Here is a 21,690-nt window from a genome sequence, read left to right on the forward strand (position 1 = left end):
AGCCATTTTTAACTGATTTTAGCTATAAGCAGTGATTAGTCAATGCAAAAGCGAGAAATAAGCGGTATGATTTCGTAAAAATGTTGCAAAGGAGATAAAAATGGAAACCACAACACGAAAAATTGCAAAACAAAAACAGATTGCTTTGGTTGCTCACGACAGCTGCAAGCTTGATTTAATTCGTTGGGCACAAGCGCATAAATCGCAGCTTATCTCTCATAAACTCTATGCAACGGGGACGACAGGGCATTTGCTTGCCAGAGAAATAGGGTTTGAAATTACCTCGTTAATGAGCGGACCAATGGGCGGAGATCAACAATTAGGCGGGCTGATTGCAGAAAAGAAAATTGATATGTTAATTTTCTTTTGGGATCCAATGAATGCCGCCCCGCACGACCCAGATGTTAAAGCCTTAATGCGAATTGCAACGGTGTGGAATATTCCTGTGGCAATTAATGAAACTTCTGCCAATTTTCTGTTAAATGCTGATTTATTTAACCAAGAAGTTGAGGTCATTGTGCCAGATTATGATGGTTATTTAGCTGATCGTTTGGGTTAGCATTATCGCTGATAACAAGCGGTCATATTTTTATAAAAATTGACCGCTTGTCATTACACATTTACCTAATTTGCAATCTCAACTTAATTATGCGTTTTTGCGTGATGATCAAAATGAATCTTCCACAGCATTCTAGCGTCCAAATTGGCGGAGGCAAACATTGTTAGGAAAACCGCTGCACCAAAATAGAAAGCAGCTTCGCCTACCGAAAAACTTAAAATTTGCCCACGTTCAAGTAGCGACATCATCAATGAAAGTACAAATAAATCAAGCATTGACCAACGCCCTATAAAGTGAACGTAATGGAGTAATTTCATTTGTAAGTGTATTGGGTGCTGCCATTTGTAGTGAATCGCGAGTAATAGATACAAAATAATCGTTATTTTACTCACAGGCACAGCAATACTTGCGACAAATACAATAGCAGCCACAAGATAACTGCCCATTTCAACAAATAAAATCACTCCTGACATTAATGAATCTGCTGACACTTTGCCGGCCATTTCGGTAATTGAAATTGGGAAAATATTGGCAGGAATCATCATAATCGTGCCAGCAATCAAAGATGCCCATATACGCTGAATTTTAATATTATCGGCAATCGATAAATTGCTCTCACAACGAGGGCAGCGTTGTTGTCCCTTCAAGTCTAAAATGGTTTCATCAAAACAGTATTCGCAAGTTGGGCAAAGCGTTGGCTTACTATTGTGATCAAAAGGTAGCGAGTGATATTCAGGGTAAAATTGCTCCCAGGCTTGTTTAGGTTCTATTTTGATAAAAAGGAGCGTGTTTAGTATCGCAACCAATACGAAAGCGATTAAATTGCTATCAAATTGTAAATTGGCATAATCCCGAATTTTAAAAGCGGCAACGGCAAGTGCAATTAAATAAACGTCAAGCATTACCCACTCTTGAATTTTAGTGAGAAATATTAATGTATAACGAGGGCGCTGGCGGGTGATTTGTTGGATTTGAATAGTTAAAATCAACAAAACGAAAACAACAGGCATAATTACAGCACAGACTAATACCATAAATGCGGTGTAATGATAGCCTGCAGTTGCCATTTTCCAAATGCCGTCCCAGACTGTTGCATTAATTTTTACGCCAAGTAAATCAATGCTGAGTAGCGGAAAGCCAAGAGCAAACGGCAATAAAATCAAAATCGCTAATGCGAGAAATGCACTGCGATGTAAGCTCCAGGTATTGCCTTTTCGTATAATATGATTGCAAGTCGGGCAGAGGGAGTCTCCTTTCTCTGCTAAAGAAACTCGCACTGCTTGACCACATTCAAGGCAGGTTTGTAGAACAATGCTTTTGATCTTCATTTTTATCTTTTATCTTGTGGGGTGGGTATATCGACCTGCCCTACGCATTATTAAATATAAGATAGTTAAAGTGCCATCTTATCTATTGCCAATTTAAATCGCTATTTTCTACTTTATCTAGAAGATTGCAAGCGGTTAAATTTTCAAAAAAATGTACAAATAAAAAATAATTGCGTATTTTGCAACATAAAATGTTAATATTTTCAATTTACGCAATAATACGTTAATGTATAATCACTTCACAACCTCATTTAATTAAGGAGACAAACAATGTCTAACTATTTTAATACATTAAATTTACGTCAAACATTAGATCAACTAGGTCGCTGCCGTTTTATGGATAGAAACGAATTCGTAGATGGTTGCGATGTCTTAAAAGGCAAAAAAGTGGTTATTGTAGGCTGTGGGGCACAAGGTTTAAACCAAGGTTTAAATATGCGTGATAGCGGCTTAGACATCGCTTACGCATTGCGTGCTGAAGCAATTGCTGAAAAACGTGCATCATTTAAGCGTGCTTCAGAAAACGGCTTCGTGGTGGGTACTTACGAACAATTAATTCCTGAAGCAGATTTAGTGATCAACTTAACCCCAGACAAACAGCATTCAAAAGTAGTTGCAGATGTAATGCCATTAATGAAACAGGGGGCAGCCTTTGGTTATTCACACGGTTTCAACATTGTGGAAGAAGGCGAGCAAATCCGCCCAGACATCACCGTTGTGATGACAGCCCCAAAATGCCCAGGTACAGAAGTGCGTGAAGAGTACAAGCGTGGCTTTGGCGTGCCGACTTTAATTGCAGTTCACCCAGAAAATGACCCGAAAGGCGAGGGATTAGCGATTGCGAAAGCCTGGGCAAGTGCAACGGGTGGTGACCGTGCAGGCGTATTAGAATCTTCATTCGTAGCAGAAGTGAAATCTGACTTAATGGGTGAGCAAACTATTCTTTGCGGTATGCTACAAGCAGGTTCAATTGTATGTTATGACAAGCTAGTGGCAGAAGGTAAAGATCCAGCATACGCAGGTAAATTGATCCAATTTGGTTGGGAAGCGATTACGGAAGCATTAAAACAAGGTGGTATCACCTTAATGATGGATCGCTTGTCTAACAGTGCAAAATTACGTGCATTTGAGCTTTCTGAGCAAATCAAAGAAGAATTAGCGTTCTTATTTGAAAAACATATGGACGATATTATTAGCGGTGAGTTCTCATCAACGATGATGGCAGACTGGAAAAACGGTGATGCAAACTTATTAAAATGGCGTGAAGAAACCGGCAAAACTGCCTTTGAAAACGCACCACAAGCAGACGGCATTAAAATTGCGGAACAAGAATATTTTGATAACGGCGTGTTAATGGTTGCAATGGTAAAAGCAGGGGTTGAATTAGCGTTTGACACAATGGTTTCAGCGGGTATTTACGAAGAGTCTGCGTACTACGAATCGCTACACGAGTTACCGTTAATCGCAAATACCATTGCTCGTAAACGTTTATATGAAATGAATGTGGTTATTTCCGATACCGCAGAATACGGCAACTACCTATTCTCTCACGTTGCAACCCCAATTTTAGCGGAGAAAATTATTCCAACCTTAGAAAAAGGTGATTTAGGCGAACCAACACCGGCAGTTGAAATTGACAACGTTACATTGCGTGACGTAAATGATGCCATCCGTAACCACCCAATTGAGTTAATTGGTCAAGAATTACGTGGTTATATGACGGATATGAAACGTATTTCTTCACAAAATTAATGGTGATTTGATATGGAAGGGGCAAATGATAATTGCCCCTACAAGCGGTCGAAAAAACGAAATTTTTTGCAAAAGTGCGGTAGTAATATTGCACTTTTTCTTTTGCAAAATATCATTAAAAAACAACCGCTTGTTATTATTTAGTCAATAAATCAAGCGCTTCTTGGTATTTTGCGACAGTTTTTTCAATCACCTCAGTGGGTACTTGTGGGGCAGGGGCTTGCTTGTTCCAACCGCTGCTTTCTAGCCAATCACGTACGAATTGTTTATCAAATGAAGGTGGATTTGTGCCTGCTTGGTAAGTATCAATTGACCAGAATCGGCTAGAATCTGGCGTGAGTACTTCGTCCATTAAGGTTAATACGTTATTTTCATCTAGCCCAAACTCAAATTTAGTATCACAAATAATTATTCCTTTGGTCAGTGCATATTCTGCCGCTTCTGTATAGAGTTTGAGTGCGGCATCACGCACTTTGGCTGCTAATTCTATACCGATTTGGCGTTCGCATTCTTCATAACTGATGTTAATGTCGTGATCGCCTACTTCTGCTTTGCTAGAGGGGGTAAAAATGGGCTGTGGCAACTTGCTTGCTTCAACCAAACCATTTGGTAATTTCAAGCCACAAATTGTGCCCGTTTGTTGATAATCTTTCAGCCCCGAACCTGTTAAATAACCACGCACGATAGACTCAATTTTCACAGGCGTTAAGCGTTTACATACCACGGCACGGTGTTGGACTGCTTGTGCTTCTTCTTTGGGTAAAACATCAAAGACGCTATCGCCAGTAAAATGATTTGGCATAATATGGGATAATTTATCAAACCAGAAATTAGAAATTTGGGTAAGAATTTCGCCTTTACGAGGAATGGGATCATCTAAGATTACATCAAATGCGGATAAGCGATCGGTTGCCACCATTAGCATTCGTTTTTCATCAATTTCGTAGAGATCACGCACTTTACCTGAGTAGATTTTTTTTAAGCTGATTTGCATTTTCACATTCCTATATATTCGTCTGATTTGTAAAAAATTGTCAAAATTATACCGCTTTACGCAAACGTTTGCTATTGATTGTTTATGCTTAAATAAAGCACAAAAAATTTATGAAAAAAGACTTGCTATTGCCAAAATTTAGGCGTATCTTTTAAGCCATTCATTTGGAGAACAAAAAATGACATTTATTCGTACGCATCATCACCATCATTTCCCTGGATAATCTTTCGGGCATTTGGTGTGTGCGGAAGATAGAAACTTCCGAGTACGCATAAAAAGCAAAATTTAACCCTCTCGGAAGCTATTTCGATAGGGTTTTTTCATATTTAAAAGAAGGAAACAACAATGACAACAAAAAATCGATTAAGAATTGCTATGCAGAAAAAGGGGCGTTTAAGTCAGGAATGTAGTGAGTTGCTCAAGCAATGTGGTGTCAAAATTATTTGGAACGATCAACGCCTCATCGCTTACTCAGAAAATATGCCGATTGAGATTTTGCGTGTGCGTGATGATGATATTCCTGGTTTAGTGTTCGATGGCGTAGTTGATCTTGGCATTATTGGGGAAAATGTTTTAGAGGAAGAAGAGCTAGGGCGTTTGAGTTCAGGTGAAGACGTTAATTATAAAAAACTTTGCCAGTTAGACTTTGGCGGTTGTCGATTATCACTGGCTATAGATCGTGATAAAAATTATAGTAATGTGAAAGACTTAGAAAATGCAGTCATTGCAACCTCTTATCCAAACCTTTTAAAACGCTATATGAAAGAACAGGGCGTATCATTTAAAAGTATTTTATTAACAGGCTCTGTAGAGGTTGCACCAAGTGCTGGTATTGCGAATGCAATTTGTGATTTGGTGTCATCAGGGGCTACATTAGAAGCGAACGGATTAAAAGAAGTTGAAGCTATTTACCATTCAACTGCTTGTGTCATTCAGCGTAAAGAACCACTATCAGCAGAAAAACAGGCGTTGGTGAATAAATTACTGGCTCGTATTCGAGGCATACAACAAGCTACAGAATCGAAATATATTATGTTACACGCACCAAAAGATAAATTAGCTGAAATTACGGCATTGCTACCAGGAGTGGAAAACCCAACTATTCTCCCATTAGCGAATGATCAAACCCGTGTTGCAATGCACGTGGTAAGTCAAGAAAATTTATTCTGGGAAACAATGGAAAAGCTTAAAGAGACGGGCGCAAGCTCAGTTTTAGTATTGCCGATTGAAAAAATGCTCGCTTAGTCTCTTAGTATAATGCTCCTTTCTAAGCCGTTTAAATGGCTTGGAGCTTAGCATTTTAAAAAGTTAACTTGTAATAAATGGAGTTCGTTATGAAACTATCCGATAGACATAAAAAAGGACAGCAATATGCAAACCCTAATTTGGAATAACCTTACTGATACCGAAAAACAAGACTACCTCGATCGCCCTGCACAAGTTATTGGCGAGAGTATTAAAGCAGCCGTTGATAATATTAAAGCGAATGTGTTAGCGAATGGCGACAAAGCCTTGTTTGAATTAAGTGAGCAGTTTGACAAAATTAAATTAGACAGCCTTATTGTTTCAAAAGAGCAAATTCAGCAGGCAGAGAGCCGTATTTCCCCAGAGCTTAAAAAAGCGATTCAAAATGCTAAAGTGAATATTCAAACTTTTCACAAAGCTCAACAAAATCAAGAAGTGGATATTGAAACTCAGCCAGGTGTGCGTTGCCAAGTGATTACTCGCCCAATTAATGCCGTGGGGCTTTATATTCCTGGTGGTTCAGCACCACTTTTTTCTACTGTGCTTATGCTTGCAGTGCCTGCTAAAATTGCAGGCTGTAAGAAAATAGTGCTTTGTTCCCCTCCGCCAATTGCAGATGAAATTCTTTACACTGCGAATTTGTGTGGAGTTGAGACTATTTATGCTATTGGTGGCGCTCAAGCCATTATTGCAATGGCAAATGGCACAGAAACAGTAGCCAAAGTGGATAAAATTTTTGGGCCAGGTAATAGTTTTGTGACAGAAGCCAAGCGACAGGTTATGCAACAGGGAACGGCAATTGATATGCCAGCGGGTCCAAGCGAGGTGTTAGTTATTGCAGATGAATTTGCTGATCCTGCTTTTGTGGCAAGTGATTTACTCTCGCAAGCAGAGCACGGGGCAGACTCTCAAGTGATTTTAGTCACCCCAAGTGCTGCTTTAGCTAAAGCGGTGGATAAAGAGTTGGAAAAACAGGTTGAGGTTTTGCCCCGTGGTGAGACTGCACGGAAAGCACTGGCTCACAGCCGTACTTTTATTGCAGAGAATTTACAACAAGCGGTCGAAATTAGTAATAAATATGCACCTGAACATTTAATTGTTCAAACAGAAGATCCTCGTTCACTTTTGGACGATTTAGATAATGCAGGCTCAATTTTCTTAGGTGCTTACTCACCAGAAAGTATGGGCGATTATGCCAGCGGGACAAACCATGTTCTGCCAACTTATGGTTACACTAAAACCTATTCCAGCTTAGGATTGGCGGATTTCAGTAAGCGAATGACAGTTCAGGAGCTTACTCAGCAAGGATTTTTAGCATTAGCAGAAACAGTTGAGAAAATGGCGAGTGCAGAGTTGTTAGACGCTCATCGTAATGCAGTAAGTCTTAGGGTTGCAAAATTAAAGCGCTAGCTCACACAAGCGAACAACTTGTTCGCTTATTTTGTGTAAGACTGGTTTAAACCTTGTAGAATTTTATTCGGAATATCACTCTGAATTTGCTGAACAGCATAATCAATTGCATAGTAAAACGCATTAGCATTTGCTCCGCCGTGACTTTTCACAATCACTTTTGATAAGCCCAGTAATGTTGCTCCATTATGGCGATCAGGATTGATTTCTTGTAGTTTTCGGTAGTAACGATAAAAAATGAGTTTGAGTAAATAGCGTTTGGTATTACGACAAATGTTAAAATCTGCTTTCTCCTTTTTAAATAGAGAAAGCAGATTTTTTGCTGCCCCTTCTAACGCTTTTAAGGCAATATTACCAGTGAATCCATCACAAATAATAACATCTGTGAGATTATTGGTTAATTTATCGCTTTCAATAAAACCGATGTAGTTTATATCTTGTCTATGTTTGAGTAATTGGTGGACTGCTTGAAGTTGTGCCTTACCTTTGTTTTCTTCTGTGCCAATATTTAATAAAGAAAGGCGAGGGTAAACGAGGTCCAGCATCACCTGAGCAAATAGATTTCCCATTTCTGCAAATTGTTGTAGCTGGTAGTTACTCACTTCAATATTTGCACCTAAATCTAGCATTACACTAGATTTACCATTTGTTGTTGGTATCAGAGAGGTGAGTGCAGGGCGTTCAATATTAGGTAATGGCTCAATGAGTAATTTTGCTAATCCCATTAATGCTCCTGTATTACCGCCACTTATGCAGCCTAGTGCTTTTCCTTCTTTCACCGCTTCAATTGCTAAACGCATAGAGCTGTTCTTACTTTGACGGATTGCTTTGGAAAAAGGAATATCGCTATCAATTACTTGTTCAGTATGATGAAGTTGGATTTTAGGGTGATTTAGCAGAGAATATTTTTGTAATAATGGCGTAATTTGGTTTTCATCACCAAATAGTAAAAATGAGAGATTTGACTTTTGCGTTAAGGCTTTTGCGATAGCAGGAATAGTAACACGGGGACCGAAGTCCCCGCCCATCACATCTAATGCAAGAGTGATATCATTCAAAATAAAACCTCAAGAGGAATTACTTGTTGATTACTTTACGACCACGGTAGTAACCGTCTGCAGTTACGTGGTGACGGAAGTGAGTTTCGCCACTTGTTTTATCTACTGAAATTGCTGCAGTTGTTAATGCATCGTGTGAACGACGCATATCACGACGTGAACGAGATTTCTTATTTTGTTGAACAGCCACGGGCTTTCTCCTAGATCTAGTTTTTCTTTAAATTAGCTAATATTGCGAACGGATTTGGTTTACTTGCCAGTTCTTCAGGCAACTGACCGAATACCTGTTCGGTTGCGGACACTTCACAGTGTTCTTCACTATGCATCGGGACTAAAGGTAATTCAAGAATAAATTCATCTTCAATCATTTCTAGCAAATTTACTTCACCGAACTCGTTTACTTCGATAGGTTCATAAATTTCGGGCAAGTTGTCCGCCTGATCCATATTGGACACTGGACTGAAAAAAAATGAACAGTCTAGCGTTTGTGTAAACGTGTTACTACAACGTTGGCAATCAAATCCCACATTAACTATTGCCGTGCCTTTAATGACGGTTAAGCGTTGTGGATCAACATACAACGAAAGAGTAACTTGTGCATCATTTAGCACATTACATACTGATTCACCCAAGCGTTTTAGAAGTTTACCAGGAATGTAGCCTTCATAATCCACTCGACGCTGAGCGTCTTTGTAAGGGTCAATCGTAAGGGGTAGTTTTACCTTTTGCATAGGGTGTGCATATTACAGATAGAAAGCAAATTAGTCAAAAGAAAATTTATTTTTTACCAAATTATTCGCAGACTTATTATCTAGCAAAAAATTGAGGTAAAAGTCATTATTTTTCAAGTAAATTTTTATCTAATCATAGTAAAAACTAGCGAAAGCGGTCACTTTTGATTAGAATTCTGAAAATTATTCTTATTTAACGGATGAGAGAAAATGTTACTTTCTATTTTAGCTATTCTTGCCTACTCGTTGAGCTTGCTTTCGGTTGCGCCAACTTTGGTAAATTTGGAGCGTACTACGGCTACAGACAAAAATCCTAATATTACCTTAGTATTTGGATTGGGATTATTGTCGATGATTTTGCATTCAGCAACGTTATATAACGATTTTATATTAGTCATCGGGCAAAACTTTACTGTTGCCAACGTCGTCTCACTTATGAGTTTTATTATGGCGATATGTGTGACATTTGCGCTACTTAAATGGAAAACAGTGTGGTTCCCACTGATTATTGTTTATGCTTTTGCAATTTGTAGCATAGCGGTGGCAAGTCTAACTCAAGGCAGTTTTATCCGTAACTTGGAAGAGAATGCGGGTTTTTTATTTCATCTCGGCATTGCTCTTTTCTCTTATGCTTTATTTTTCCTCGCTTTAATTTACGCATTCCAACTAAAATGGCTAGATAAAAAGCTCAAAAGCAAAAAAATGTTTTTCTGTTCGGTTTTGCCACCACTAATGACCGTGGAGCGTCATTTTTTTACACTAACTCTGGCTGCACAAGCCATGCTCACTGTAACGCTTATCTCAGGAATGGTGTATTTACATAACTTTTTTTCTTCAGAACATATTCACAAAGCGATTTTCTCATTCTTGGCGTGGGTTATCTATAACATACAAATTCTAGGTCAGTGGAAATTACGCTGGCGTGGAAAACGGGTGCTTATTTATTCGATTTCAGGTATGATGCTACTCACAATCGGCTATTTCGGTAGCCGTTTGATCGTCCACTAATCGCAACAAGCGGTTAAAAAAGCCCGATTTTTGCAAATCGGGCTTTTGAGATGAAAGCGAGTTATAACCACAACGTGACTAGGTTATAACTTTACGATTAATTTATATAGGAATTTAATTTTGGACAGTATTCCCCTGAGTAGTTTATTTATTACCTTAGCTATTCTTTTAGTACTCTCTGCTTTTTTTTCAGGCTCTGAAACAGGCCTGATGTCTTTAAACCGCTATAAAATGCGACACCTTGCAGCCAGTGGGCATAAAGGCGCAAAATTGGCGGAAAAACTGTTGGCACGTACCGATGTGCTACTTAGCCTTATTTTAATTTGTAACAACCTTGTTAATATTGCTGCCTCAGCAATTGCCACAATGATTGGTATGAAGCTTTCAGGTGAAGCTGGCATTGCAATTTCAACGGGGTTACTCACTTTTGTTATGTTGGTGTTTTCTGAAATTTTACCGAAAACCATTGCCGCCATTTATCCTGAAAAAGTGGGTTTTTTTGCTAGTTTTATCTTAACGCCACTGAAAAAAATGTTAAGCCCTATCGTCTTTTTGATGAATATGATTATTGCTGGATTAATGAGATTATTGCGTATTCAGAAACATGACAAGCAGGGGTTAAGTGCCGAAGAACTTCGTAGCGTGGTGCTTGAAGCGGGTAAATTTATCCCAGAAGAGCATCGAGAAATGCTGGTTTCTATTCTCGATATGGAAAAAGTGACGGTAGATGACATTATGGTACCTCGAAACGATATCAGCGGTATTGATATTGATGATGATTGGAAAGCAATTATGCGTCAGCTTAACCATGCCCCCCACGCACGAGTAATTATCTACAAAGGTGATATGGATAATAATATTGTTGGTATTTTACGTGTGCGAGAAGCATTTCGCTTAATGCTTGAGAAAAACGAGTTCAGAAAAGAGATGTTGGTGCGAGCGATAGATGAAGTATATTTTATTCCTCAGGGTACGCCGCTTACTACTCAATTAATAAATTTCAAAGCGAATAAAGAGCGAATTGGTTTAGTGGTGGATGAATATGGCGATATTAAAGGTTTAGTCACGCTCGCTGATATTTTAGAAGAAATCGTGGGGGAATTTACTACTTCATCTGCCCCAACGCTTGAGCAAGAAGTCCAGAAACAGTTAGATGGCACAGTAATTATTGAAGGCTCAGCGAACTTACGTGATCTGAATAAATTATTTGATTGGGATTTACCCCTTGATGAGGTCAGAACCTTTAATGGTTTAATTCTAGAACATTTGGAAAAAATTCCTGACGAAGGAATGGAGTTCGAACTTTATAATCTTAAAGTGATCATTCTTGAAGTTGCAGAGAATATGGTAAAACAAGCGAAAGTAGAATATTTACCAGAAAAAAATACGCAAGATAATAGAGATACAAGCGGTTAGAAAATTAAATTTTTTGCAAATCGGCATTTTGAAATAACATATTATTTGTAAATAATATGTTATTTTTTTTATAAAAAATCATAAAATAATTATGCTAAATTTCTCTCGCTCTATCTTTATATTCCTCTTTTTTCTGATATATTTTAGTTATATGTTCTTAATTATCGTTTTTTTATGGATTTATAATCTATCAGATATAATATTTACCTCCTTTTGTTTTTATTTTTTTCTATTTACTTTTCTATTAATTTTCGGCATATTTCGCCTCGTCAATACAGTTTATTTACACAAACAATGATGATTAAATAATTTTTACTTGAGGTATTTTTCGTGTCTAATCAAAAATATGAAGCATCTACCAGAGAAACTTTCGCTGGTCGTGGTGCATTTATTATGGCAGCGATTGGTTCTGCTGTTGGCTTGGGGAATATTTGGCGTTTCCCATATACTACTTATGAAAATGGTGGTGGTGCGTTTATTTTGCCATATATTATCGCACTACTGACGGCGGGTATTCCATTGTTATTCTTAGATTACGCTATCGGTCATAAATACCGTGCTGGTGCACCACTTTCATTCCGCCGTTTCAGCTCAAAATTTGAAACCTTCGGTTGGTGGCAAGTGCTTATCAACGCTATTATCGGTATTTACTATGCGGTTGTTCTTGGCTGGGCAGCAAGCTATACCTACTTTTCATTAAATGGGGCCTGGGGAGAAAAGCCTGTTGATTTCTTCATCGGCGAGTTTTTAAAAATGGGTGATGTAAGTCAAGGTGTAAGTTTTGAATTTGTTGGAATGGTTACAGGGCCGTTAATTGCTGTATGGTTAGTGGCAATTGCAGTGCTTGCTCTTGGAATCAAAAAAGGGATTTCCGCCTCCTCTAACATTTTAATGCCATTACTTGTGGTGATGTTCTTAGTGTTAGTTGGATACTCTTTGACGCTGCCAGGAGCGATGAAAGGCTTAGATGCGTTGTTTACTCCAAACTGGGAAAAACTGTCTGATCCGAGTGTGTGGATTGCTGCATACGGACAAATTTTCTTCTCACTCTCAATTTGCTTCGGAATTATGATTACCTATTCATCGTATCTGAAAAAGGACACAGACCTAACAGGCTCGGGTTTAGTTGTCGGTTTTGCAAACAGTGGTTTTGAATTATTAGCGGGTATCGGTGTATTTGCTGCACTTGGTTTTATGGCAACGGCAGCAGGTCAAGAGGTCAATGAGGTGGCAAAAGGCGGTATCGGCTTAGCGTTCTTTGCTTTCCCAACTATTATTAACCAGGCTCCAATGGGCTCCCTTGTTGGTGTATTATTCTTCGGTTCATTAACATTTGCTGCTTTAACTTCATTCATCTCTGTGGTAGAGGTAATTGTTGCAGCAGTGCAAGATAAGCTCAATGCAAGTCGTGTAAAAGCCACGTTATTAGTGGGTATTCCAATGATGATCGTTTCTGTGTTGTTATTTGGTACAACAACAGGCTTACCAATGCTTGATGTAATGGATAAATTTGTGAACCAATTTGGTATTGTAGCTGTGGCATTTGTATCTTTAATTGCAATTGTAACTAGCGAAAAACTCAGCATATTGGAGAGGCATTTAAATGAAGTTTCTTCATTCAAAGTAGGTTTTATCTGGCGTTTATGTATCATAATTACTGCAGGTGTATTAGCTTTTATGTTGTTTAGTGAAATTGCCAAAGTGTACCGAGAAGGCTATGAAGGTTACCCAAGCTGGTTTATAAATACCTTTGGTTGGGGTATGGCGATTGCATTAATTGTAGTGGCATATTTATTGTCAAAACTAGCTTGGAAAAATGAACCAAAAGGAGAGCTATAATGAGTACAGCAGCAATTATTACAATGGTGGTGGCGATTGTGATCATTTGGGGTGGATTAATTTTCTCAATTAAGCATCTACCAAAAGAAAAGCAAAAATAAACAAAAATATGACCGCTTGCAAGCGGCCATATTTCATTAAACAATTCCAAATTTCTCTTTTACAAAAGCTTGGAAATCGGTACTACCGCCTATGTGAGTGTTATCGACAAAAATTTGAGGTACGGTAGCAACAGGCTTACCAACTCGAGGGGCTAAGTCTTCTTTCGAAATGCCTTCTGCAACCATATCCACAAACTTAAAATCAAAACCGTTTAATTCATTTTTCATTTTTTCTGCTAATGCTTTTGCACGGACGCAATATGGGCAAGATAAACGACCATAAATTTCAACAAACATAAAATATTCCTTCTATAAAAATCAAAAATTACGCTTTACAAGCAGTATCATTGTAACAATTTTTTACAACTTTACGTAAGATTTATTCCCCATCATCGTACCCTTTAATATGATATACTCTATCTTAAAATAATATACCGAGGAAAGTATGACCGAATTAATAACTTTTAAAGAGTTTGATTTAAGCCCTCAACTACTCAAGGCCTTAGCAAAAAAAGGTTACAGTCGTCCAACAGCTATTCAACAAGCGACGATTCCAATTGCACTTGAAGGGCGTGATTTGCTAGGCTCTGCCCCCACAGGAACGGGAAAAACAGCCGCATTTTTATTACCCGCCATTCAGCATTTATTAGATTATCCACGCCGTAAGCCGGGTGCCCCTCGTATTTTAATCCTAACACCAACCCGAGAATTAGCAATGCAGGTGGCAGAACAAGCAAAAGAATTTGCTCAATTTACTAAATTAAGCATTGCAACTATTACGGGGGGCGTGGCGTATCAAAATCACGGAGAAGTATTTAACAGCAATCAAGATATTGTAGTGGCAACACCTGGGCGTTTAATGCAATACATTAAGGAAGAGAATTTTGACTGCCGTGCGGTGGAAGTGCTTATTTTTGACGAAGCCGATCGAATGTTGCAAATGGGTTTTGGACAAGATGCGGAGAAAATCGCAGCTGAAACTCGCTGGCGTAAACATACTTGGCTATTTTCAGCAACCCTTGAAGGGGAATCGCTGGAAGATTTTTCTACGCGGTTATTAAACGATCCTGTTAAAGTTGATGCCGAACCAAGCCGCCGTGAGCGTAAAAAAATTCAGCAATGGTATTATCATTCGGATAATGTGGAACATAAAACTAAATTATTGGCTCGATTGCTTGGGGATTTTTCAATTGAAAAAGCGATTGTGTTTGTTCGCCGTCGTGAAGATGTGCGAGAGCTGAGCGAAACGCTGCGTAAACGAGGTCTGCGTTCTACCTATCTTGAAGGCGAGATGGCACAAACTAAGCGTAATCAGGCGATTTCTCGCTTAAAAGAGGGGGTTGTGAATGTGTTGGTCTCAACCGATGTAGCAGCACGCGGTATTGATATTGATGATGTGGATTTTGTCATCAATTATGATTTGCCTTACAGTGCTGATACTTACCTCCACCGTATCGGGCGTACTGCACGTGCAGGCAAAAAAGGCTCTGCGGTTTCGTTAGTAGAGGCTCACGATTACAAGCTGCTCGGTAAAATTAAACGCTACACAGAAGAAGCATTAAAACCTCGTGTTATCGACGGTTTAGAACCTCGTACTAAAGCCCCGAAGGATGGCGAGCTAAATGTGATTAGCAAAAAAGAAAAAGCACGTATCAAAAAGAAAAAAGAAGTGAAAAAAGAAGCGGTGATGCAAAAAGTCAAAGTTCGTCATAAAGATACAAAGAACATTGGTAAACGCCGTAAGCCTAGTAGTAAAGAAGTTTCTTAATTGAATGGGTGTGAAAATAAAATATGCTGAATAGGATTTACCTATTCAGCATTTGCTAAAACAATACCCCGATACCAAGCAACTATTTTTTAATCAGGAATATAACCGCATCAACATAACGTTTGATAAAATCGTTGGTTGATGCAGAATCTGCAAAGCCCTCTAAGTTTAGTTGGTATTGCCCGTTTACGAAAAACGCAGGCACGCCACGAATATTAAAATCTTCCGCTAATTGAACTTGCTTATTTACTAATCCGTTTACCGCAAAGCTATTAATGCCGCTATCAAACTGTTCACCGGTAACGCCGTTTGCTAAAAATACGGAACGAATATCATCCATTGATTTGAACGCATCTTTTTGTGCACCTTCAAATAAAGCAGTTTTTACCTTATCTTCCGCACCTAATGCCATCGCTAATGCCCAAGCACGGGTTAAATTTTCAGATTGACGCCCTAAGAAATTAACGTGATATTGCACTAATTTACTATCACTTGGTAATTTTTCCTTAATCTGATTTGGGATTTTGTAGCTTAATTCAAAATTATAACAATGTGGGCAGTAGAATGAGAAAAATTCCACGACTTCTTTTTGTGCAGAAGGTGCTTTACGCACCTCGGTATATTCTTTGCCTGCTGTTAACTCTGCTGCGATTGCTGTTGAGCTAAAGGCAAAAAGAGCAGAAAGTGCAACAAAAGTTGTTTTTAATACTAATTTTTTCATAATGATTCCTTCAAAAAATGTTGATAGGTGCTAACTGTTAAATGAGTGATGAATAAGACAGTCTTAATCGTTTAAAATTCCACGTGCACGTAATAAAGCCGTTTTAAAATCATCTTCATAATCTTTTTTAATGCCTGGAATGGGTTCGTGTTTATTGGCATTTCGCATTTTTAGTTGATAAATTAACACCTCATCTCTCAAGGCATTAAAATTATTTGGCTCGCCTACCTCAATGGAAAGTTGCTGCAAAATGTCAATTAAATGTAAATCGGGATTCTTACGCCAATGTGCGCCGAGCAGTGTTAATAATTCCTCTAAGCGTTTGCATTTCATTATTTGCCCCTTAAAAATCTTGTTGGAAGTTCACTGAAATAATATACTTTTGCTTTAGTTTTTGCAAAATTTTAAGGGATAAGAATGGAAGAGTGCGTTTCAGCTGTAATTTTAGCCGGTGGATTAGCTCGTCGAATGAATGGAGTAGAAAAAGGATTACAACTTTTTGAAGACAAACCATTGATTTCACACATTTTAAAGCGGCTTTCACCGCAAGTAAGCGATATTTGGCTTAATGTCAATCGCTCTATTGAGCAATATCAGCAGCTTTATCCTGATTTTCCTTACTATCAAGATAGCTTGCCTGATTTTCAAGGTCCACTCAGTGGAATGCTGGCAGGATTTGAGCAAATTGAAAGTGACTATTTGCTTTTTGTGCCTTGCGATACGCCCTTTATGCCTGAGCTGTTATTGCAAAAATTAAAAACTGCTTTGCGGATAAATAACGCACAAATTGCATATGCCCATGATGGTGAGCGTCCACATCCCACTTTTGCGTTGATTCATCGTTCGGTACAAGAAGATTTGAAAGCCTATTTAGGCTCAAACCAACAGCGATTGCTTGCATTCTTCCAATCACAAAAAAGCGTGGCAGTTGATTTTTCCGAACAAAAATTAGCATTCACCAACTTTAATACACTTGAGGATTTAAGTCGACCAAGCCCGTTTCCTGTTAAAACCCTTGCCATTACTGGTTACAGTGGCACAGGTAAAACAACCTTATTGGAAAAATTAATGCCGAAATTGACCGCTTGTGGCATTCGAGTTGGGCTAATTAAGCACTCTCATCACAATGTTGATGTGGATAAAAAAGGCAAGGATAGCTACAGACTGCGTGAGGCAGGGGCAAACCCTACGATGATTGTGTGCGATGAACGCTGGGCATTAATGGTGGAAACCAAACAAGCGGTCGAATTTTCGCAATTAATTGCAAAATTCAATCCGCAAGAAATTGATTTAATTTTTGTGGAAGGCTTTAAGCACGAAACTTTGCCCAAAATTCAGCTACACCGTAAGGGCATTGTTCAGCCGTTGCCTGATTTAGATCAATGGACAATTGCGACAGCAACAGATTATTCGCTTGATAGAGAAAATTGGTTAGATATTAATAATATTGGGGAAATAGCAGATTTTATTAAGAATTGGTTAGAAAATAAGGCAAGTTAGATACTCTTTTTAAGAGTAGAAAAAGCCCCTAGAAATAGTTCTAGGGGCTAATTTCTTACCAGCTATATCCTAGCTTAACACCAGAAAAACGTTGTTTTTTGATTTCGTTGCCATTGATGAAACCAGTATGTAAGTCGAATTGCCATTCGTTATGTTCAAATCGGATACCAGCTTCGGTTTTCAGATAGCGACCGAAACGTTGGTTGATATTGTTATTATTGACGTTTACTGCTAAGCGTTTGTTACTTGCATCCACATAGTGGGTTGTAATGCTTGGTTCAACTTTCCAGTCATCCAATGAAAAGGTTTTACTAGCTTTTAGTCCCGCTTGGTATGTCATAAAGTGGGTATTTGGTGAGCTGATTTTCGCTCCTCCTAGTGTATAGTCTTGGCCGCTGAAATGGTAGTATCTTGCTCCTATTGTTGGCTGAATTTGAACTCCTGCGAGGTCAAATTGATGTCCAATGTTAGCACCAATAGAGGAAATTCGGCGGGTAAAGTGGTTTTCACCAAATAGGTAGAGTTGGTTTTTTGCTTTACCGTAGCTGCCATCAAGGCTGATAAAAGTGCCTTGTTGAGATTGCCACTTACCATATAGGCTTGCCATTAGTAGATTCGATTTACCGTTTACACCCTCGTTAAATTCCGCGTTAGCGTGGTTTTTAGATAATGCAACTCCAAACATTAAACCGTTATCTATCGGCATTTGTATGCCCAGTTGGGTCAGGTTGGTTTGTTGTTTATACGGGCGGTATAAATCTGATTTATGCTCGGTTTTCTGATGTTCGACGCTGCTCCATACGTTGAATTTATCGCTTTGCTTGAAGAGTTGGCGATCTAAGCTATTACTGATTTGCAGAGCAGAATTAGCCTGTGCCGAGAGTTCAGAAAGTGCTGTGTTAGCGTATTGGCTTATCCAATCTGCTTGAATAATATTCATCATACTCGTATCTTGATTAGTTGCTTGCATTGCTGGAGCAGAGGCTTTTATTAATACAAGATCGTTTACAGAGCCTAGAGCTAATTTGGCTTCTTCTAGCTTTTGATCTGTGAGTTTTACAGTTGCATTAGCGTCATTAAATATTGTTTGTGTTTGTTTAATTTTATTTTGAATAATGCCAATTTGTTCTAAAACTGCCTGCTGAGTATAGTAACCTAAGCGACGAGAATTCACATATTTTTGCAATACATTCAGTTGTGAATTGAGTCGTTTTAGCTCAGATTGAGCATTTATCATAGATTGTTTTGCTTTTTGATTTTCTAATTGGTGTGCTGAAAAATCTTTTTGTAGTTGAGTAAGATTTTGTTCAGTTTCTTTCTTATCTAAAGTAGGAACATTAGTAACAGATTCCTTTTTTGGAATAGAGGATACAGATGTAGCATTCATCTCTTTAGAGGTTGAATTTGGTATTAATGGATTAAATAAATGGTAATTGTGATTACGATTTTCTAATACATAACGATAAGTACCTAGATCAACATAATTATTTTCTAGAGAAATAGAAACTTTATTGCCTTCTTGGTTACTATTTTTTAAGCTTAGTAGGTTTAATGAGCTTTTTGGATTTGCTTCAGCTGTGCTATTTCTAACGGCAAGGACAAAATTTCCTTCAGCAATACCGTCAACTTGGAGATGATCAGATTCGCCCTTGGCTAAATTTGCGGTATAGTTAATTCGTCCATTACCTTTTAGATTACCTTGGATGATCATCTTGTTGAATCGGACTGGGATTTCCGTGGTAGCAAATTTATCGTTTAGGCTAAGGATCGACCCTTTTTCCATTGTAAGATGCCCAATCTGGCTCGTACCATTGTTTAACCAGTGACTGTGATTTGCTAAAGTGATATGAGTTGTTTGATCAGCTTGTACAGAACCAGTGAGGTTTGCTTTGCCTAAATTTAATTGGCTATGGTTTTGTAATTTAACATTACCTTTAATGGCGGTTGTTGCTAGATTTGCAAAAATATTATCGGAAATGACCGCTTGCACTTCACAATGTGTAGTGCCTGTGTATTCAGAATCATAGCAACTTGGCGTTGAACGATTAATAAATCCTAAATTGAGTTTGGCTTTATCAGTCGCAGTAAAGTGACTATTTACTTCATTGACATTTCTCCCGATATAGAGTTGTGCCATTTTATTTACCGTGATATTTTTAGCAGTAAAATGGCTGTCTTGCCAATCGTTTTCACGCACAACATCATGCTTATTCTTAATATCATAAGCGTGTGGCGTTGGGTGACCAGAAAGCAACAATGTACCACCTTTAACGGTGAGTTCACCATTAAGGTTAAATCCTCCCGACATTGTGTAGATATTCTTTAATTTATCTTGTTCTGTATTTACTTCTGTTTTTGTATCAAACACGACATTTAATATCCCATTAGTTTTATTGGAAGCATCTTCCCCTATAAAACCATTAAACGTGTCATAGCGCTGTCTTAAGTTTTTGGCATCTAGGATTTTCTGTATTGCTTGCTCGCGGTTACTGGAAAGAAATTCCCAGTGATCGTTACTTGTAGCATTCGTTGGATAATATACTCTCGAATTACCTTTCAGACGGAAGTAATCTTTGCGTTTATTTTGATAAGGATTGGTATATTCGTAAATGTCTGCTGGGCTATTACTTGCCCATTTTCCCCATATAAGATCATTACTAGTGAGAGGATCTTGACCTTGTATTATTAAGGTAGAAATGTGATCGCGATTGTGGTTTACAATACGAGCATGTTTATCGCTGTTTTGAATACGTTTAAAGGCGATGCTGTTACCGTTTAGGTCTAAACGACCTCCGCGAAATCCAAAGTAAATATTATCGGGATTAACTTGATCTGCACTACCTAGCACAACAGTGGGGCGACCACTTACGATTCCTACTGTATTAAAGGCCTGTTTTCTTCCTTGGTGATCGGCTTGCTGGTTAAGTATTACAATACCATCACCTACACTGATATCGCCAAGATTCTGTCCACGTCCATTTACATAGAGTGTTCCTTCCCCGAGTTTAGATAAACGATCGCCTTGTGGATTTTTTACTTGCCAATTCACTTTTTTATCTTTACCGACGATAATACCTGCACCTTGCCAAGTTTGGTCTGTTTCAGGACGAATAGTGAGATTAGCGTTCAGATTTAATGCACCTGCACCTTGGTCAATATCCTGTTTTAGTACAATAGTTGCATCTTTACCATTAAAATTAATGGTTTTACCGTGATTTTCTTGTGGCAGAGAAGTGTTTTGGTTTGCAATGCTACTATCTTTTAGATCAACGTTGAGTTTTTGCACATTATTTGATTGACTAAGAGAGCTGGATTTACCTTGAGCAGTCCAATTGAATTGTGCATTTTGTACGGTATTATTGATTGTTCCTGCAATATCTTCGGCAAATTTTTTCTCGTGGAAATCTTTACGGATAATCGCAGAGCGGTTGAATTGATTATCCATACCATTATAGAAATTGAGCACACCCACTAATACCCATCGTTTTTCGTTCATATCATAGGCGTAAGAACCTGAACCACTATCACCAGGTAATCCATAGGTTGAAAGTGGTCCATAGCTTACTTGATAAAGGTTACTTGAATAATCTAACCAGTGATCAGGGGAGCTTTTAGATAATTGTAATGTGGTACCGCCTGTAAGGTATTCATAAGCACCAGCGATTCCAGTTGTTTTATTACTTTCTTTTCCTCTTAGCGCTTGTGTCCCTGAACCAGCACGAAGAAACATAGGGAAGCGTTCTTCATTTAAGTAGGGTTTAATAGATGTACCTGCATTGGTAACTGCGGCAGGCACAACTTCTGTTACTAATTTATTTAATCGAGGAGTATGATAGTCTGGGTGCAACCCTCCTTGAACCTTTTCATAATCATTGCGGTCAACAATTTTATAAGTATAGTGATGTGAATCAGGGTTATAACCTGCAGCGCCAAATTGAACATTTTTATATCCAGTATTATGTGCAACACTAACTAAATATTGTGGTGCAATTAAAGTAGAATATCCACCTCTTACCATAGCACTAAAATCAACCATTGGTAAATTATGAAGCATCGTGCCTACAAGTTGTCCATTGTTGTCTTTAATATCAATATTCATTGAACCAACTGAAAATGGTCCTTTATTTTCGGCAAAATCGCGGAAGTATTGATAGTCCACATCATTACGTACAACAGATGCTACAGCAGGTAAACTTAATACGATTGTTACAAAAGAAGCAAGATAAGAACGAGTAAATGTTTTGGTCTTCATAAATGAGA

19 protein-coding genes and 1 other annotated feature are annotated in these 21,690 nt (G+C 38.3%); of the genes, 10 read left to right on the forward strand and 9 right to left on the reverse strand.

Annotated elements, in window-relative coordinates; translation table 11 throughout:
* The first annotated feature begins 100 nt into the window (after window positions 1–100).
* Window positions 101–559: a methylglyoxal synthase gene (locus tag HV560_RS03505; protein WP_159628992.1), complete on the forward strand. Its 459-nt coding sequence runs from the start codon at window positions 101–103 to the stop codon at window positions 557–559.
* Window positions 560–642: 83 nt separating this feature from the next.
* On the opposite strand, the gene HV560_RS03510 is transcribed toward HV560_RS03505, so the two are convergent.
* On the reverse strand, window positions 643–1,887 hold the full coding sequence (locus HV560_RS03510) for a paraquat-inducible protein A (protein WP_176809567.1): 1,245 nt from the start codon (window positions 1,885–1,887) through the stop codon (window positions 643–645).
* A gap of 270 nt (window positions 1,888–2,157) precedes the next feature.
* Here HV560_RS03510 and ilvC point away from each other — a divergent pair, with 270 nt between their 5' ends.
* Window positions 2,158–3,639 carry a ketol-acid reductoisomerase gene (gene ilvC / locus HV560_RS03515; protein ID WP_176807628.1) on the forward strand — a complete coding sequence of 494 codons (1,482 nt, stop codon included), beginning with the start codon at window positions 2,158–2,160 and terminating at the stop codon, window positions 3,637–3,639.
* 136 nt (window positions 3,640–3,775) lie between these two features.
* Here ilvC and HV560_RS03520 read toward each other — a convergent pair whose 3' ends face one another.
* Entirely contained in the window at window positions 3,776–4,633 is an 858-nt protein-coding gene (locus HV560_RS03520) for a phosphoribosylaminoimidazolesuccinocarboxamide synthase (protein WP_176809569.1), read from the reverse strand.
* A 198-nt stretch (window positions 4,634–4,831) separates the two neighbouring features.
* Window positions 4,832–4,957: a sequence feature (His leader region), on the forward strand.
* Between the two features lie 21 nt (window positions 4,958–4,978).
* Between HV560_RS03520 and hisG the strand changes: the two genes are divergently transcribed.
* Both hisG and hisD read left to right on the forward strand, forming a co-directional pair.
* Window positions 4,979–5,878, forward strand: a complete 900-nt coding sequence (gene hisG, locus HV560_RS03525) for an ATP phosphoribosyltransferase (protein WP_176812155.1) — start codon at window positions 4,979–4,981, stop codon at window positions 5,876–5,878.
* 126 nt (window positions 5,879–6,004) lie between these two features.
* Window positions 6,005–7,288 (forward strand): histidinol dehydrogenase, encoded by a 1,284-nt coding sequence (gene hisD / locus HV560_RS03530; protein WP_176812156.1) that lies wholly within the window; start codon window positions 6,005–6,007, stop codon window positions 7,286–7,288.
* 26 nt (window positions 7,289–7,314) lie between these two features.
* Here the strand turns inward: hisD and plsX are convergent, their stop codons facing one another.
* Genes plsX through yceD form a run of 3 tightly spaced genes read right to left on the reverse strand, consistent with a single transcriptional unit; the run spans window position 7,315 to window position 9,077 of the window.
* Window positions 7,315–8,346, reverse strand: coding sequence for a phosphate acyltransferase PlsX (gene plsX / locus HV560_RS03535; protein ID WP_176807624.1), 1,032 nt, complete (start codon window positions 8,344–8,346; stop codon window positions 7,315–7,317).
* A 19-nt stretch (window positions 8,347–8,365) separates the two neighbouring features.
* Window positions 8,366–8,536: a 50S ribosomal protein L32 gene (rpmF, locus tag HV560_RS03540; RefSeq protein WP_159628999.1), complete on the reverse strand. Its 171-nt coding sequence runs from the start codon at window positions 8,534–8,536 to the stop codon at window positions 8,366–8,368.
* Between the two features lie 16 nt (window positions 8,537–8,552).
* Window positions 8,553–9,077 carry a 23S rRNA accumulation protein YceD gene (yceD, locus tag HV560_RS03545; protein WP_176812157.1) on the reverse strand — a complete coding sequence of 175 codons (525 nt, stop codon included), beginning with the start codon at window positions 9,075–9,077 and terminating at the stop codon, window positions 8,553–8,555.
* 210 nt (window positions 9,078–9,287) lie between these two features.
* Between yceD and HV560_RS03550 the strand changes: the two genes are divergently transcribed.
* The 4 genes from HV560_RS03550 to HV560_RS03565 all read left to right on the forward strand — a co-directional run bounded on the left by HV560_RS03550 (window position 9,288) and on the right by HV560_RS03565 (window position 13,441).
* Window positions 9,288–10,085, forward strand: coding sequence for a cytochrome C assembly family protein (locus tag HV560_RS03550; RefSeq protein ID WP_176807623.1), 798 nt, complete (start codon window positions 9,288–9,290; stop codon window positions 10,083–10,085).
* Between the two features lie 120 nt (window positions 10,086–10,205).
* Window positions 10,206–11,501 (forward strand): HlyC/CorC family transporter, encoded by a 1,296-nt coding sequence (locus tag HV560_RS03555; protein WP_176812158.1) that lies wholly within the window; start codon window positions 10,206–10,208, stop codon window positions 11,499–11,501.
* 393 nt (window positions 11,502–11,894) lie between these two features.
* Window positions 11,895–13,340, forward strand: a complete 1,446-nt coding sequence (locus HV560_RS03560) for a sodium-dependent transporter (RefSeq protein WP_420371385.1) — start codon at window positions 11,895–11,897, stop codon at window positions 13,338–13,340.
* Entirely contained in the window at window positions 13,340–13,441 is a 102-nt protein-coding gene (locus tag HV560_RS03565) for a methionine/alanine import family NSS transporter small subunit (protein WP_176809572.1), read from the forward strand. Before HV560_RS03560 ends, HV560_RS03565 begins: the two co-directional genes overlap by 1 nt.
* 36 nt (window positions 13,442–13,477) lie before the next feature.
* On the opposite strand, the gene HV560_RS03570 is transcribed toward HV560_RS03565, so the two are convergent.
* Window positions 13,478–13,738, reverse strand: a complete 261-nt coding sequence (locus HV560_RS03570) for a GrxA family glutaredoxin (RefSeq protein ID WP_176807620.1) — start codon at window positions 13,736–13,738, stop codon at window positions 13,478–13,480.
* Between the two features lie 148 nt (window positions 13,739–13,886).
* Here HV560_RS03570 and srmB point away from each other — a divergent pair, with 148 nt between their 5' ends.
* The gene (srmB, locus tag HV560_RS03575) at window positions 13,887–15,209 is read left to right on the forward strand and encodes an ATP-dependent RNA helicase SrmB (protein ID WP_176812159.1); all 1,323 of its coding nucleotides are present in this window, start codon (window positions 13,887–13,889) and stop codon (window positions 15,207–15,209) included.
* Between the two features lie 82 nt (window positions 15,210–15,291).
* Here the strand turns inward: srmB and dsbA are convergent, their stop codons facing one another.
* Both dsbA and HV560_RS03585 read right to left on the reverse strand, forming a co-directional pair.
* Window positions 15,292–15,930 (reverse strand): thiol:disulfide interchange protein DsbA, encoded by a 639-nt coding sequence (dsbA, locus tag HV560_RS03580; RefSeq protein WP_176812160.1) that lies wholly within the window; start codon window positions 15,928–15,930, stop codon window positions 15,292–15,294.
* 63 nt (window positions 15,931–15,993) lie between these two features.
* Window positions 15,994–16,263, reverse strand: coding sequence for a YihD family protein (locus HV560_RS03585; RefSeq protein ID WP_159629008.1), 270 nt, complete (start codon window positions 16,261–16,263; stop codon window positions 15,994–15,996).
* 84 nt (window positions 16,264–16,347) lie between these two features.
* Here HV560_RS03585 and mobA point away from each other — a divergent pair, with 84 nt between their 5' ends.
* Window positions 16,348–17,430 (forward strand): molybdenum cofactor guanylyltransferase MobA, encoded by a 1,083-nt coding sequence (gene mobA / locus HV560_RS03590; protein WP_176812161.1) that lies wholly within the window; start codon window positions 16,348–16,350, stop codon window positions 17,428–17,430.
* Between the two features lie 55 nt (window positions 17,431–17,485).
* On the opposite strand, the gene HV560_RS03595 is transcribed toward mobA, so the two are convergent.
* Window positions 17,486–21,682: a S6 family peptidase gene (locus tag HV560_RS03595; RefSeq protein ID WP_176809575.1), complete on the reverse strand. Its 4,197-nt coding sequence runs from the start codon at window positions 21,680–21,682 to the stop codon at window positions 17,486–17,488.
* Between the last annotated feature and the right edge of the window lie 8 nt (window positions 21,683–21,690).

This window comes from Mannheimia pernigra (assembly GCF_013377995.1).
Classification (GTDB): domain Bacteria; phylum Pseudomonadota; class Gammaproteobacteria; order Enterobacterales; family Pasteurellaceae; genus Mannheimia; species Mannheimia pernigra.